This window comes from Streptomyces sp. HD (assembly GCF_028369295.1).
Taxonomy (GTDB): domain Bacteria; phylum Actinomycetota; class Actinomycetes; order Streptomycetales; family Streptomycetaceae; genus Streptomyces.
Genome location: NZ_JAQMYP010000004.1, coordinates 237,092 through 250,469, shown reverse-complemented (window position 1 = coordinate 250,469; position 13,378 = coordinate 237,092). Strand labels below are relative to the sequence as shown.

Here is a 13,378-nt window from a genome sequence, read left to right as displayed (position 1 = left end):
CTCGGCCTTCCCGGCGGAGCCGATCCCTCGAAGCCGCGCTTACCTGGCCGGAATGTGCCCTGGGCAAGACCACCCGGCGGTGACACGTTGAGGCACGGTCCTCCGTGAGAGCCGCTCCTTCGTTCATGGGGGTACGAGGGGGCGGCGCCCCCAGGGGCGGTCCGGCCGGGTGATCAGGCGGCCCGCTGGTCCTGGCTTCGTGTCAGCGGCACCTGGGGACCGTTCGATTCACGCAGCCAGCGGCGCAGTACGCGGTGGATGTGCTCGGCGCCGACGAGGTCCTCCCCGTCGCCGACCGGCGTGGAGAAGATGAGCGGCGACAGCAGGAAGGGTCTGCCCTGTGCCCCGCCGAGACCGCCGTGCGAGCCGATCTGCTCCTCGAAGGCGAGGACCTCGCCGTCGGCCGGGTCGTGGAAGGAGTTGACCATGATGTCGGCGGTGTTCGGGAAGGAGTGCGTCCGGCGTACGGCGTCGGCGGCGCCCGGCCCGAAGACCTCCAACGGCCCGGGGTCGGCGTCCAGCCGGTCCAGGGGGATCTCCGCGCCGTACGCGCCGAGCACGAGTCCGCCGTGCTGCTCGCTGCGGACCAGCAGGAAGCCGACGCCGGGGTGGTTGGCGAGGGTGGTGAGCAGGGCCGGGTGGCGGGCGTCGATCTCCTCCCTGGTCATCCGGTGCGGCACGTCCGGGAAGGAGACCAGCCCGAGGTTGCCGGAGGCCAGCACGATCGGCTCGGAACGGCGGCGCGCGGGGCGGTGCTGCTCGCCGCCCTCCTCGACGGGACGGCGCAGCGCCGCGCGCACGGCCGCGCGGGCCTCGGCACCGCTGTGGGTGCGCCGAGCCTTGCGCGGCACGGGCAGCCCGCAGCCGGCCCGCACCAGTTCGCCGAGGCCGAGGCCGTAGCGGGCGCGGAAGGTCTCGCCGGGGCTCTGCCCGTGGTCCGACAGCACGACGATCCGGTACGGCCGCGGCGCGTGCTCGGCGACCTTCTCGATCAACGCCAGTGCCCGGTCGAGGCGTTCGAGGACCTTCTCGGCGTCGCGGCTGCACGGCCCGGAGTGGTGCGCCACCTCGTCGTACGCAACGAGGTCGGCGTAGACGGCGGTGCGGCCGGCGAGCATGTCGCCCATGACCGCGGCGACGACGACGTCCCGCTCGACGACGGTCGCGAAGGCGCGGACGAAGGGGTAGAGGCCGCCGCGGGAGACCCTCGGCCGGACCTTGCGGGCGCGGGCCCGGGTGGACTCGCCGATCTCGCGGCCGACCTCGGCGATGAAGGACAGGGCGGTGCGGACGGCGTTGGCCGGGTCGGAGAAGTAGGCGAAGTAGCCCGCGCGGGAGCGGTTGCGGCGGCCGCGGCGCTTGGTGGCGATGGACAGCACGAGGGCCTGCTCGTCGGCGCCGCCGCTGAAGAGGTTGCCGCGGCTGGCGCCGTCGACGCTGAGCAGTCCGCCGTCGCCGGTGCGGTCGACGGCGCGGCGCTGGAGTTCGGCGGCGCTGGTGGGGCGGTTGCAGACCACGACCTCGCGGCCGGCCTTCTCGTACCAGCGGAAGGCGGGGACGTCGTGGTTGCTGCCGTGCAGGATGCCCAGCTGGCTGGCGCCGGTCTGGCTGGACCAGTCGGTGCGCCAGGGCGTGAGGCGGTGGGTGGGGGCGGCGCCGGGCCGGGTGCCGTCGGTGCGGTCGGGGCGGCCGGTGTGATCGCCCAGCCAGCGGGCGACGGTGGGCATCAGGCCCTTGCCGACGGCGGCGAGCAGGACGTCGTGCCCGACGCCGTCGAGCTGGATGAAGACGGTGCCGGGGCTGGACGGGCCGGGTGGCAGGGCTCTGCGCCGACGGTCGGCCAGACGGTACAGCCGGCGCCGGTACGCGTCGTCGTCCCGTACGGCCAGGGCGGCGCCGGTGGCGGAGGCGACGGCGGACATCACGGCGGCGACGATGACGGCGGTCTCGGGGGCGGCCTCGCTGTCGCCGGAGGGCACGAGGCGCAGGGCGACGATGAGCAGCGAGCCGTTGAGGAAGAACACCAGCAGGCCGAGGACCAGCGCCGGCACGAGCAGCAGCAGCCGTACGAGCAGGGGCCAGACGAGCGCGGAGAGCAGACCGAAGGCGCCGGCGCCGAGGGCCGCGGTGATGGCGATCCGGGTGGCGCTGTCACCGTCCGCCGACTGCAACTGGAAGTCCGGCAGGATCCCGGCGAGCACGAGCATGGTCACGGTGGAGACGGCCCACACGGCCACGCTCCGCCCGACCTGACTGGCAATCCGCCGCCAACGCCCACGCACGCCCAGCCCACCTCACGTCCGGCCCACCGCCCCGAAACGGGCCTATACGCCCCCAGCCTGACACAACGGTCCCAGGTGCCCACCAGTTCCCTTTGTCGCCTGCGCTGGGGCAGCGCCCCTGAAAGGGGCGCGAGGCTGTATCGATATGCGGCTCCGCCGCGCGAGCGCGACCAACCCTCACGGCGCCGCGGCCAAAAGACGCCCCACCCCGGCCCCCTCGGCGGAGCGCCTAGCGTCCGTCGTACCCCGCCGTCGGCATCGACAGCCGACGGTGCACCCGGGCCTTCATCTGCGCGTCGTACAACGGCTCGGCCCGCCCCACCGTCTCCACCCGCACCCCGCGCCGTGCGCACTCCGCGGTGAACTCCTCGACGGACGACAGCGCGCTCTCCAGCACCCTGCGGCTGGGCGCCACGAACAGATCGAGGCCGGGCCGGACGCCTTCCCACAGCACGCTGTGGTCGGCCCGCAGCCCTCGTACGAGGAGCTCACGCGCGATGACGTACCCGTGTTCGGCGGCCCAGTGTGCGCACATCGCGTGCTGGCTGCGGGAGTCCACCAGGAAGGGGTCGGCGTCCAGTTCTTCGAGCGGCGTCAGACTGGCGATCGCCGTGACGCGCACTATGGATGGCCCCATGGCGTCCCCCTCACCTCCGGGTTTCGCCGCCGACCCTACTCCAGCCCGTACGCTTCGGGGAGTCGCGCGAAGGAGGCAAAGGAGGTGCCGGTGGAGATCACCTGGTGGGGTCACGCCACCTGCACGGTCGAGGACTCGAACGTGCGCGTTCTCACCGACCCTTTGTTCGCGCGCCGCCTGGCGCACCTCCGGCGCCGCCGGGGCGCACTGCCACCGCCCGACGCCTGGCGGGCCGACGTCGCCGTCGTCTCCCACCTGCACGCCGACCACTTGCATGTTCCGTCCCTCGCGAGGCTGGCGCCGGGCACCCGACTGCTCGTGCCGGCCGGCGCGCCCCGCGCGGTGCCGGGCCTGCGCCGCCTCACGGGGCTGCGGGTGACCGAGATGTCCCCCGGGGACGTGGTGTCGGTGGGCGGGCTGACGGTACGGGCCGTGCCCGCCCGGCACGACGGACGCCGGCTGCCCTTCGGTCCGCACCGCTCCCCCGCTCTCGGCTATGTCGTCGAGGGCGAGGGGCGCACGTACTTCGCCGGAGACACCGGGCTGTTCGATGCCATGGCCGAGGAGGTCGGGCCGGTCGACGTGACGCTGCTGCCGGTGGGCGGCTGGGGGCCGTATCTCGGGGACGGCCATCTGAACGCGGCACGGGCGGCCGAGGCACTGGCCCGGCTGTCGCCGCGCAGCGCCGTGCCGGTGCATTTCGGCACCTACTGGCCGATCGGCATGGATGCCGTGCGTCCCCACGAATTCCACGCACCCGGCGACGAGTTCGCGCGCCTCGCGGCCGAGCGTGCGCCCGGCGTGTCGGTGCACCGGCTCGCGCACGGCGGGCGTGTGCGCCTGGAGGTGGCCCGGTGACGCTGCTGGCCGCCACCGCGACGACGGTTCCGCCGGAGTCGACGCAGCAGGCGATCGGCTATCCGTCGCTGTTCCTGCTGGTGCTGATCGGGGCGCTGGTGCCGGTCGTGCCGACGGGGGCGCTGGTGAGTTCGGCGGCGGTGGTGGCGTTTCACCAGACGGCGCCGTTCTCGCTGGCGCTGGTGTTCGTGACGGCGTCCACGGCCGCGTTTCTCGGCGATGTGACGCTGTACTGGCTGGGGCGGCGCGGCATGGGCTCGAAGAACGGCTCGCGCTGGCTTGAGGCGATCCGCGCGCGGGCACCGGAGGAGCGGCTCACACAGGCGCAGGACAGGCTCGCCGCGCACGGTGTTGCCGTGCTGGTGCTGTCCCGGCTGGTGCCTGCGGGGCGGCTGCCGGTGATGCTGGCGTGTCTGCTGGCGAAGTGGCCGATGCAGAGGTTCGCCCGTGGGAACTTTCCCGCTTGCCTCGCGTGGGCGGTGACGTATCAGTTGATCGGGATTCTTGGGGGCTCGCTGTTCCCGGAGCCGTGGGAAGGTGTGGTGGCTGCGGTGGCGCTGACCTTGGTGATCAGTGTGGCGCCGAGCCTTTGGAAGCGGGTTCGATCTGCCCGATGACGTCTTGTTGCGGAGTGCGGGTGGTGTGTGGTTGCTCGCGCCCACGCGGCGGAGCCGCATATCGATACGGCCCCGCGCCCCTCGGGGTCTGACCCTTACCCGGCGATGTCAAGCACGCGGGAGCCACCAACCGGCAAGTCCCACAAGTCCTCCCGGTCGCGCCCCGCCTTGTCCCATGCCGCACGCACCCGCGTGAGCGGTTCCAGTACCGGCTCAGCCGACAGCACGAACGTGGCCCAGTGCATCGGGGCCATCCTCCGTGCCCCCAGATCTTCAGCCGCGCGCACCGCCTCCTCCGGGTCGCAGTGGACGTCGCTGAGCCACCAGCGGGGGTCGTAGGCGCCGATGGGGAGCAGGGCGAGGTCGATGCCGGGGTAGCGCTCGCCGATGCGGGTGAACCAGTGGCCGTAGCCGGTGTCGCCGGCGAAGTAGACGCGCTGCCCGTCGGGCGCGGTGAGGACCCAGCCGCCCCACAGGCTCTGGCAGGTGTCGAGGAGGGTGCGCTTGGACCAGTGGTGGGCGGGGACGAAGTCGAAGCGGACACCGGACAGTTCGGCCGCTTCCCACCAGTCCAGCTCGGTGACCCGGGTGAACCGGCGGCGCCTGAACCAGCCGGCGAGGCCCGCCGGGACGAACACGGGGGTGTCGCGCGGGAGTCGGCGCAGGGTGGGGGCGTCCAGGTGGTCGTAGTGGTTGTGGCTGATGACGACCGCGTCCACGCGCGGCAGGGCGCTCCAGGCGATGCCGACGGGGGTGACGCGGGCCGGGGTGCCGAGGATGCGGCGTGACCAGACCGGGTCGGTGAGGACGGTCAGTCCGCCGATCCGCACGACCCAACTGGCGTGCCCCGCCCAGGAGACGGCGATCGTGCGCGCGTCCACGCGGGGCAGCGGGCCGGGCTCGAAGGGCAGCCGGGGGATGTCGGCGAGGCCCTCGTCGCCGGGGCGTACGGCGCCCTCGCGGGCGAAGCGGGCGAGGGTCTTGAAACCGGGCAGCGGGGCGGTGAGACGGTCGTGGAAGGTACGCGGCCACACCCGGCGTTCGTACAGCGGGCGGGGTGCGGCGAGCGGCGGGTACTGGGGCGCGAAGCGGGACGGGCGCGCCGGGGCGCCGGCTTCCTGCCTGCTCGCGCTCGCGCTCGTGCTCGTGCTCGTGCTCGTGCTCGTGCTCGTGCTCGTGCTCGTGCTCGTGACGGTCGTACGCGTGGTGGTCGACTCGGACTGCTGCGTCATCGCGGAGGCTCCCATCGCTGAGCGTCGTCGCGGAGATCGTCGAAGACCGACTTCAGATGGATCAGCGCGCGTTGCACCTGTGGCAGTTCCAACGGCGAGGGCGAACTCATGCATTCCGCGCGCTCCTCGTCGGTGCCCTCCAGCAGCGGTCCGGTGGACAGCCGCACGCGCAGCGCCCCGAGGTCGTCGCCGAAGCGGTGCCCGCCCGGCGCGGGCATGCCGAGCCGGGCGGCGAGGAACTCCTCCAGGTCCTGCGCATCGCCCACGTCGTGCGCGGACAGACCGGCGCGCAGCGGGCCGAGGTCGACGTACAGATGGCGCCCGGCCTGCGGGGGCCGGGCCAGGGCGCCCGCTCCCACGGCGGCGGCGTGCGCGGCGGCGGCCACGCGCGCGTGCAGGCGTACGGCGGCGGAGACCCGCGCGGTCACCGACTCGGGTTCCGCCAGTGCGTACCCGGCCGCGAGGGCGACGGGGCCTGCGACACGGGCGCCGAGTGCGGTGAGCACGTCGAGCACGCGCGCGTGCAGGCTGTCTCCGGCCTCGCCCGGCGGGAACCGGGCGACCGCGGCCGGCCAGCCCGACGGCAGCAGCGACCCGGCCAGGTCGGTGACGACGGTGACCTGCTCGGGCAGCATCTCGGCGGGGCTGACCAGCACCGTGTCGTGCGGGGCGTGCACGGTGTCGCGCCAGGTCTCGTCGCTGACCAGGTGCAGCCCCTCGCCGCTGGCGGCCTCCAGCGTCTCGTGCAGCACCTCGGGAGGGGCCACGGTGGCGGTGGGATCGTCGGCGACGGACAGCACCAGCAGGCGTGGATCACCGCCCTCGGCGCGTACTCTGCGGACGGTCTCCAGCAGGGCGTACGGATCCGGCACCCCACCGCACTCGGCCGGTGTCGCCACATGGAAGACGGGTCTGCCCAGCAGGCGTGCGTACGGCGCCCACCAGGCGGCACAGGGCCGAGGCACGAGGACGTCGCCGCCTAGCGCGAAGGTCAGCGCGAGCAGCAGCGCGGGGGCGCCGGGAGCGGCCACCGCCCGCTCGGGCCCGGTCGGCAGGCCGCGGCGGCCCCAGTAGCCGCAGGCCGCCTCCAGGAGCGCGGTGCCACCGCCGATCGGTTCGCTCTCGGCACGGCCCGCGGCCGCGGCGAGCACGGCGGCCAGCTCGGGCAGCACGGGCAGCCCGTCGTCCGGGAGCGGCGGCCCGTAGCGGACGGGGCCATGGCCTTCGAGGTCCGTCCGGCGCATCCGTGCCTCCGCTGTGCCTGGTGCCGTGCTGGTTCGTCGTCGTCCGGTGCTCCGTGAGGGCTGAGGGCGGCGTTGCGTGGGCGGGCACTGAGGCGTTCACGGTGCGGAAGCCGCACGGTACGTCGCGTATCCCCACGCTCTGCACCCTTCGCTCTTCGCTCTTCGCTCTGCGCCCTTCGCCCTTCGCCCTTCGCCCTTCGCCCTTCGCTGTGCGTACCCATCGTGGCGCAATTACACGGTTGGCCGCCCGGGTTGCGCCTGTTCCCGGGGTGGCCCTACGGATCAGTCCTCCGTGGTGGGCGTCTTGCGGCGCAGCCGGTACATCGCGCCCCCGAACGCGCCCGCGATCAGCAGGCCGCCGGCGACCAGCGCGGGGACTGAGTCGGTGAAGGTACCGCCCGCACCGGCCTCCACACCGTGCTCGGCGCCGGCGCTGTCGCAGTCCTGCTCGGGCGACTCGCTCTTGCCGGACGCGTCGCTCCCGCCGGAGTGGAGCCCGCTTGCCTCCCAGTACGGCTCGGTCGCCTCCGCGTTCGGCTCGGTCTTGTCGGCGTCGGCCGTGCCCCGGTCGGACCCGGTCCCGCCGCCTTCGGACTTGCCCGAGTGAGCCTGGGACTCATCGGCTCCGGTCCAGTCCGAGTCGGCCTCGGTGCAGGGACGGCTGCCGCCTTCGATGCCGCCGCCTTCGATGCCGCCGCCTTCGGTGCCGCCCTCCTCGATCCCGCCGCCTTCGGTACTGCCCCCCACGCCACCGCCGGAGCCGCCCTGGTCACCCCCCATCTCGTCCTTGCCGCCGTCAGCGCCGCCCTTGCCGGCCGCCCCGGCACCGCCCGAGCCGCCCTCCCCGCTGCCCTTGCCGCCACCGCCGGAGCCGTTCTCACGGGCCACAGTGAAGGTCGCGCTCCACTCCTTGCCCTCCCCGCCGCCCGCCGCCGGGCAGGTGCCGTCGACGGTCCACGTGGAGTCCGGTCCGGCCGCGTCCGGGTCGCCCTCGAAGTTCTCGGCCGGGGGGACACGCGCGGTGCCTTCGTAGGCGGGTCCGGCGGCCTTTTCGTCGTTGCCGGAGACCCGCTTCAGCCGGACAGTGCCCTCCTCGAACGCCTGCGACGTGGCGTCCAGGGTTGCGGGCGCGTCTGCGTCGAGGGCGTCGCAGGTGACCGAGACGGTGACATTGCCGCCCGGGGCGACGCTGCCGGGGCTGACCTCCGCGGCCGGGTCCCCCAGGGCGGCCGAGGCGGCGAAGCCCAGGACGACACCCGCCAGGGCGGCGACGGTCAGGGCACGGGCGGTGCGGCGCATGGGGTGAACTCCTTCGGCCGACGGCTGTGGGGGTACGGCGGTCGTGCCCCCGCAGCCATGACAGCCCGCCCGGCGTCAGGGCGCGCGCGGCCGGACACCATTCGCGGGACGTGGGCGGCCGAGTGGGTGACGTCGGGGGTGGGCCGAGCGAGCCGAGCAGGCCCGAGGCGAATAAGCCCGAGCCGAGCAGGCCCGAGGTGAGTTGGATTTCCGAATGGAATTGGCCGAGAGTCGGCCCCGTCAAGTCCGGTTTCCCGACTCACCCCGTCAGTTCATGAGCGCGGCCAAGTCCCGTTCCAGCCCCCGCCCCCGCCTGCTGACCACGCCGGACGCGACGTCCGCCAGCTTGCGGTTGGTGCCCTGGGAGATGCGGCGCAGGACGCCGAAGGCGGCGTCGGCGTCGCAGCCGAGGACGTGCATGACGATGCCGCACGCCTGGTCGACGACGGGCCGGGAGCGCAGGGCCGTGCCGAGGTGGTCGAGCTCGGTGAGCGCGGCGCGGTAGGAGCGGTCGCGGACCAGGCAGCTCGCGGCGAATTCGCCCAGGGCGTGCACGGGCCCGTGCGAGGCGTTCTCCAGGGTGCCGGGCCGGAAGCTGTAGAGACTGAGCGTCACGGTGAGCCCGGAGCGGCGGAACGGGAGCGTGACACTGGAGCGCACACCCGAGTCGAGCGCCACGGCACGGTACTGCGGCCAGCGCTCGTCGTACAGCAGGTCGGCCGAGTCGACGGGCTCGCCGCGTTCCAGGGCGTCCGGAATGGGCCCGTCCCCGGAGCGCAACTGCACGCCGACGAGCCCGGCGAGGTCGGGATGAGTGACCGCGGCGGGCCGTTCGGCTCCCGCCTCGGACACCATGCTGCTCGCACCGCAGCAGTCGGCGGTGCAGCGCACGGCCTGTTCGGCCAACTCGGACAGCCTGCGCCCCGGAAGGGCGGCCACGGCGGACTCGTCACCCCAGCGGTCCACCTGTTCATGAGCGGGCATCCTCAACTCCTCCTCATTAGGTGCGCGTGCCCGGTCCGGCGCGGGGAAAACAACGGGGGAACAAGTCGGGCCAGTTGGTCCCCGCCATCCCGGAACGCCTTGTCAGGAGCTAGGTTCGTGCCATGGCGCAGACCGATGAATTCGGTGAAGAGCTCGTGGATTTCGTGCGCCGTGTCGCAGAGCTGAAGGCGGCGCGGTCCGTTTCGGAAGGGGACCTGCCGACCGTCCTGGACGCGGCCATCTTCGAACTCGACCACGTCGCGGACCAGTTGTGGCCGTGGTACGAGCAGTTGTCCTCAGGCGGGCAGCCCCGCACGAGTTCCGCCGACCGTCAGGAGCATCACCTGCTGCGCGGCGTGTTCCAGCGGTTTCCGCTGCCGGTGGCGCTGGTGGACCGGGAGACGGTGGTGCGCCGGCTGAACTTCGCGGCGACGTCGTTCACGGGTGTCCGGGCGGGCTATGCGACGGGCCGGCCGCTGACCGGTTTCCTCGCCCACGCCGACCGGGCGGCGTTCCGTACCCAGGCGGCGGCCGTGGCACGCGGCGAGGGCGACCGCAGTCTCACCGTGCACCTCCAGCAGCATCCGTCGGTCCCGGTGCACACGACCCTGACCGCCGTACGTCCGAGCGGGGAGCCGCACACCACGGTGCTGGTGGTGCTGCAGCCCGGCGCGCTGGGGGCACCGGAGGCACCGCCACCGACCGCCAGACCGGCGGCCCGCGTCCCCGACCTCACCGAGACGACCCTGCACGCGGCGCTGACGGACCTCCAGGAGGAGATGACCACGGCCCTCCTGACCCCACCGCGCGGCGACCGCGAGGCAGTCGTCCGCCGGGCCGCCGGGATCCTGCACACCCGCTTCGCCGACTGGGTCGTCGCCGACACGGGCACCGCCCGGCTGTCCCGTACGACCGTGCTGGCCCCCTCCCGGAAGGAGGCGGCCGCGCTCACGGCTCAGGACCCTGCCACCTGCCCCCTGGTCACGGAGACGGCACGTACCGGCTCCCCGTCCCTGCAGATCCGCCCCGAGAACCCGGACGCCTTCGGCAGAACCAAGGAGGGTGCCCCCGTCCTCATACAGGCGAACGTCACATCATTGCTGTGCGTTCCCCTGATGACCGAAGGCGAGGCGCAGGGCACCCTGACCCTTTTCAGATGCGGAGCCCGCCGAGCGTTCTCCATGGCAGAGGCAAAGGCGATGGACACAATGTCCCGCCACATTTCACTGGCGGCGACAACAACACGCTAAGGGGCGCGGGGAACTGCGCGACAAGCCCCATACGACTCGCACTCCGCAGCGCACCCGCACCCCCTACGGCGAAACCCGACCCTCAGGCCACATCACTCAGCACCTGATCCCGCACCCGGCTGCAGCACCGGCTGATGAGCCGGGAAACATGCATCTGCGAGATCCCCAAGTGCTCCGCGATCCGGCTCTGCGTCATGTCCCCGAAGAACCGCATGTACAGAATCGCCCGCTCACGCTCGGGCAGTGCCGCCAGCCGGGGTGCGACGGCCTCACGGTCGACCACCGTGTCCAGCGCGGGATCGGTGGAGCCCAGCGCGTCGCTCAACGAATACCCGTCGTCACTGCCGGGCAACTCCGCGTCCAGCGACAGGGCGGTGAAACTCTCCAGCGCCTCCAGGCCGACCCGGACGTCGGCCTCACTCATCTCCGCGTGCTCGGCGATCTCGGCCTCGGTCGGCCTGCGGCCGGAGACGGTCTGCAGGTCCTGCACGGCGAACCGCACCCGGTTGCGCAGGTCCTGCACCCGGCGCGGCACATGCAGCGTCCACATGTGATCGCGGAAGTGCCGCTTGATCTCACCGGTGATGGTGGGCACGGCATAGCTCTCGAACGCGTTGCCGCGCTCGGGGTCGTATCGGTCGACGGCCTTGACCAGCCCGAGGGCGGCGACCTGCCGCAGGTCCTCGAAGCTCTCGCCACGGCTGCGGAACCGTCCGGCGAGCCGGTCGGCCATGGGCAGCCATGCCTCGACGATCCTCTCGCGGATCGTGTCGCGCTGCTGCCCCTCGGGCAGCCTGGCGAGCCTGCGGAAGTCCTCGGCGGTGTCGGGGGCGTCGTCGTGCGGGTGGTGCTTCGCGCTCACTGAAGTGGGCATGGTGCGTCGCAACTCCCTTGGCTGTGCTCTGGGTTGGACGGTCACCGTGGGAAAGCGGAAGTGCCCCGGACCGGGCACACCCGTGGCCGGCGATCGCCGTTCCCACGGACGTGCCTCCTGTCCGAAGCACTGTCCTTCGCCTGCCCTCACCCCCGCTCCCCAAACACCGCGCGGGTTTTCCGCTCACCCTCGGGGTCACTCGTAGCGGTGCCCCGCAGTCCCCCGGAGTCCAGGAGGTCCCCGCATGAGCACCAAGGTCGCCGACCACGTCCTGCAGCGCCTGCGCGAATGGGGTGTGGAGCATGTCTTCGGTTATCCCGGTGACGGCATCAACGGTCTGCTCGCCGCCTGGGGCCGGGCCGAGAACCAGCCTCGTTTCGTCCAGTCCCGGCACGAGGAGATGTCCGCGTTCCAGGCGGTCGGCTACGCCAAGTACGGCGGCCGTCTCGGAGTGTGCGCGGCGACGTCGGGACCCGGCGCGATCCACCTGCTCAACGGCCTGTACGACGCCAAGCTGGACCACGCCCCCGTGCTGGCGATCGTCGGCCAGACGCACCGCACCGCGATGGGCGGCTCGTACCAGCAGGAGGTGGATCTGCACACCCTGTTCAAGGACGTGGCCTCGGATTTCGTCGAGACGGTGACGGTCCCCGAGCAACTGCCGAACGTCCTGGACCGGGCGATCCGCACCGCTTACGCGCGCCGCGCCCCCACGGCCGTGATCATCCCCGGCGATGTGCAGGAACTCGACTACTCGGCCCCCACCCACGAGTTCAAGATGGTGCCCTCCAGCCTGGACCGAAGCGGCTGGACGGCGCTCCCCTCGGACGACTCGGTGCGCCGGGCTGCGGAGATCCTCAACACCGGTGACAAGGTGGCGATCCTGGTCGGCCAGGGCGCGTCCGGCGCGCGGGCCGAGGTGGAGCGGATCGCCGAACTCCTCGGCGCCGGCGTGGCCAAGGCGCTGCTCGGCAAGGACGTCCTGAGCGACGAACTGCCGTATGTCACCGGCGCGATCGGCCTGCTGGGCACCCGCCCGTCGTACGAGCTGATGCGGGACTGCGACACCCTGCTGACCATCGGGTCGTCCTTCCCGTACACGCAGTTCCTGCCGGACTTCGGCTCGGCGCGGGGTGTGCAGATCGACATCGATCCGCACATGGTCGGGATGCGGTATCCGTACGAGGTCAATCTGGTCGGCGACGCGAGGGCGACGCTGGAACGGCTGATCCCGCTGATCGACTCCGAGGAACGCGGTCGCGAGTGGTACGACACGGTGTGCGACAACGTGACGCGCTGGCGCGAGGTCATGGAGCGGCGCGCGAACCTGGCGGCCGACCCGATCAACCCGGAGTACGTCACCCGCGTACTGGACCCGCTGCTCCCCGACAACGCACTGATCAGCTCCGACTCGGGGTCGGCGGCGAACTGGTACGCCCGCCATCTGACGATGCGGCCCGGCATGCGCGCGTCACTGTCCGGGACGCTGGCGACGATGGGCTGTGGGGTGCCGTACGCGATCGGCGCCAAGTTCGCCCACCCGAACCGTCCGGCGATCGCGCTGGTCGGGGACGGGGCGATGCAGATGAACGGGCTGGCGGAGCTGATCACGGCCGCGAAGTACAAGGACCAGTGGGACGACCCTCGGCTGGTCGTGGGCGTGTTCAACAACCACGACCTCAACCAGGTCACCTGGGAGATGCGCGCCATGGAGGGCGCCCCGTCCTTCCTGCCCTCCCAGGAGATTCCCGACGTCCAGTACGCCGCCTTCGCCCGCTCACTCGGTCTGACCGGTGTCCGCGTGGAGAAGCCCGAGGACGTCGAGGCGGGCTGGCGCGCGGGTCTGGAGGCGGACGGCCCCGCGGTGATCGAGTTCCTCACCGACCCGGCCGTACCGCCGATCCCGCCGCACGCCACGTGGGACCAGATGGAGGCGACGGCGGAGTCGATCCTGAAGGGGGACGCGGATCGGGGGTCCATGATCAGGCAGGGGTTCAAGGCGAAGGTGCAGGAATTCCTGCCGGGACGGGACAAGAGGCGCGGATGAAGGTGTTGAACGGTCCGCCTCAGCGTCTCCCTGCAGCGCTGGCACCGCTTTCAG

The 13,378-nt window shown here is 72.5% G+C and carries 11 protein-coding genes; 4 read left to right on the top strand and 7 right to left on the bottom strand.

Features of this window, described 5'->3' with window-relative positions:
- Positions 1–173: 173 nt before the first annotated feature.
- Together POF73_RS05990 and POF73_RS05985 are read right to left on the bottom strand one after the other, a co-directional pair.
- A complete protein-coding gene (locus POF73_RS05990; protein WP_272113483.1) occupies positions 174–2,231 on the bottom strand; it encodes a phage holin family protein in 2,058 nt (685 codons plus the stop codon).
- Between the two features lie 280 nt (positions 2,232–2,511).
- Positions 2,512–2,919, bottom strand: coding sequence for a hypothetical protein (locus tag POF73_RS05985; RefSeq protein ID WP_272113414.1), 408 nt, complete (start codon positions 2,917–2,919; stop codon positions 2,512–2,514).
- Between the two features lie 84 nt (positions 2,920–3,003).
- Here POF73_RS05985 and POF73_RS05980 point away from each other — a divergent pair, with 84 nt between their 5' ends.
- Positions 3,004–3,777: an MBL fold metallo-hydrolase gene (locus POF73_RS05980; RefSeq protein ID WP_272113413.1), complete on the top strand. Its 774-nt coding sequence runs from the start codon at positions 3,004–3,006 to the stop codon at positions 3,775–3,777.
- Complete coding sequence (locus POF73_RS05975) at positions 3,774–4,394, top strand: DedA family protein (protein ID WP_272113412.1); 621 nt, start codon at positions 3,774–3,776, stop codon at positions 4,392–4,394. The genes POF73_RS05980 and POF73_RS05975 overlap by 4 nt, the downstream gene beginning before the upstream one ends.
- A 95-nt stretch (positions 4,395–4,489) precedes the next feature.
- Here the strand turns inward: POF73_RS05975 and POF73_RS05970 are convergent, their stop codons facing one another.
- The 4 genes from POF73_RS05970 to POF73_RS05955 all read right to left on the bottom strand — a co-directional run bounded on the left by POF73_RS05970 (position 4,490) and on the right by POF73_RS05955 (position 9,153).
- Positions 4,490–5,626: an MBL fold metallo-hydrolase gene (locus tag POF73_RS05970; RefSeq protein WP_272113411.1), complete on the bottom strand. Its 1,137-nt coding sequence runs from the start codon at positions 5,624–5,626 to the stop codon at positions 4,490–4,492.
- Positions 5,623–6,870 carry an aminotransferase class I/II-fold pyridoxal phosphate-dependent enzyme gene (locus tag POF73_RS05965; RefSeq protein ID WP_272113410.1) on the bottom strand — a complete coding sequence of 416 codons (1,248 nt, stop codon included), beginning with the start codon at positions 6,868–6,870 and terminating at the stop codon, positions 5,623–5,625. Before POF73_RS05965 ends, POF73_RS05970 begins: the two co-directional genes overlap by 4 nt.
- Before the next feature lie 282 nt (positions 6,871–7,152).
- Positions 7,153–8,169 (bottom strand): hypothetical protein, encoded by a 1,017-nt coding sequence (locus POF73_RS05960; RefSeq protein WP_272113486.1) that lies wholly within the window; start codon positions 8,167–8,169, stop codon positions 7,153–7,155.
- A 267-nt stretch (positions 8,170–8,436) separates the two neighbouring features.
- On the bottom strand, positions 8,437–9,153 hold the full coding sequence (locus tag POF73_RS05955; RefSeq protein ID WP_272113409.1) for an ANTAR domain-containing response regulator: 717 nt from the start codon (positions 9,151–9,153) through the stop codon (positions 8,437–8,439).
- A 122-nt stretch (positions 9,154–9,275) separates the two neighbouring features.
- On the opposite strand from POF73_RS05955, the gene POF73_RS05950 reads away from it, so the two are divergent.
- Positions 9,276–10,403 (top strand): PAS domain-containing protein, encoded by a 1,128-nt coding sequence (locus tag POF73_RS05950; protein WP_272113408.1) that lies wholly within the window; start codon positions 9,276–9,278, stop codon positions 10,401–10,403.
- Positions 10,404–10,485: 82 nt separating this feature from the next.
- On the opposite strand, the gene POF73_RS05945 is transcribed toward POF73_RS05950, so the two are convergent.
- Positions 10,486–11,277: an RNA polymerase sigma factor SigF gene (locus POF73_RS05945; RefSeq protein ID WP_272113407.1), complete on the bottom strand. Its 792-nt coding sequence runs from the start codon at positions 11,275–11,277 to the stop codon at positions 10,486–10,488.
- A gap of 244 nt (positions 11,278–11,521) precedes the next feature.
- On the opposite strand from POF73_RS05945, the gene POF73_RS05940 reads away from it, so the two are divergent.
- The gene (locus tag POF73_RS05940; protein ID WP_272113406.1) at positions 11,522–13,324 is read left to right on the top strand and encodes a thiamine pyrophosphate-requiring protein; all 1,803 of its coding nucleotides are present in this window, start codon (positions 11,522–11,524) and stop codon (positions 13,322–13,324) included.
- The last annotated feature ends 54 nt before the right edge of the window (positions 13,325–13,378 follow it).

What these genes read in the sequence shown, in the direction of transcription:
- POF73_RS05950 (WP_272113408.1), top strand. Translation starts at nt 9,276, where the DNA reads ATGGCGCAGACCGATGAATTCGGTGAAGAGCTCGTGGATTTCGTGCGC.
- POF73_RS05970 (WP_272113411.1), bottom strand. Translation starts at nt 5,626, where the DNA reads ATGACGCAGCAGTCCGAGTCGACCACCACGCGTACGACCGTCACGAGC.
- POF73_RS05965 (WP_272113410.1), bottom strand. Translation starts at nt 6,870, where the DNA reads ATGCGCCGGACGGACCTCGAAGGCCATGGCCCCGTCCGCTACGGGCCG.
- POF73_RS05985 (WP_272113414.1), bottom strand. Translation starts at nt 2,919, where the DNA reads ATGGGGCCATCCATAGTGCGCGTCACGGCGATCGCCAGTCTGACGCCG.
- POF73_RS05960 (WP_272113486.1), bottom strand. Translation starts at nt 8,169, where the DNA reads ATGCGCCGCACCGCCCGTGCCCTGACCGTCGCCGCCCTGGCGGGTGTC.
- POF73_RS05955 (WP_272113409.1), bottom strand. Translation starts at nt 9,153, where the DNA reads ATGCCCGCTCATGAACAGGTGGACCGCTGGGGTGACGAGTCCGCCGTG.
- POF73_RS05945 (WP_272113407.1), bottom strand. Translation starts at nt 11,277, where the DNA reads ATGCCCACTTCAGTGAGCGCGAAGCACCACCCGCACGACGACGCCCCC.
- POF73_RS05940 (WP_272113406.1), top strand. Translation starts at nt 11,522, where the DNA reads ATGAGCACCAAGGTCGCCGACCACGTCCTGCAGCGCCTGCGCGAATGG.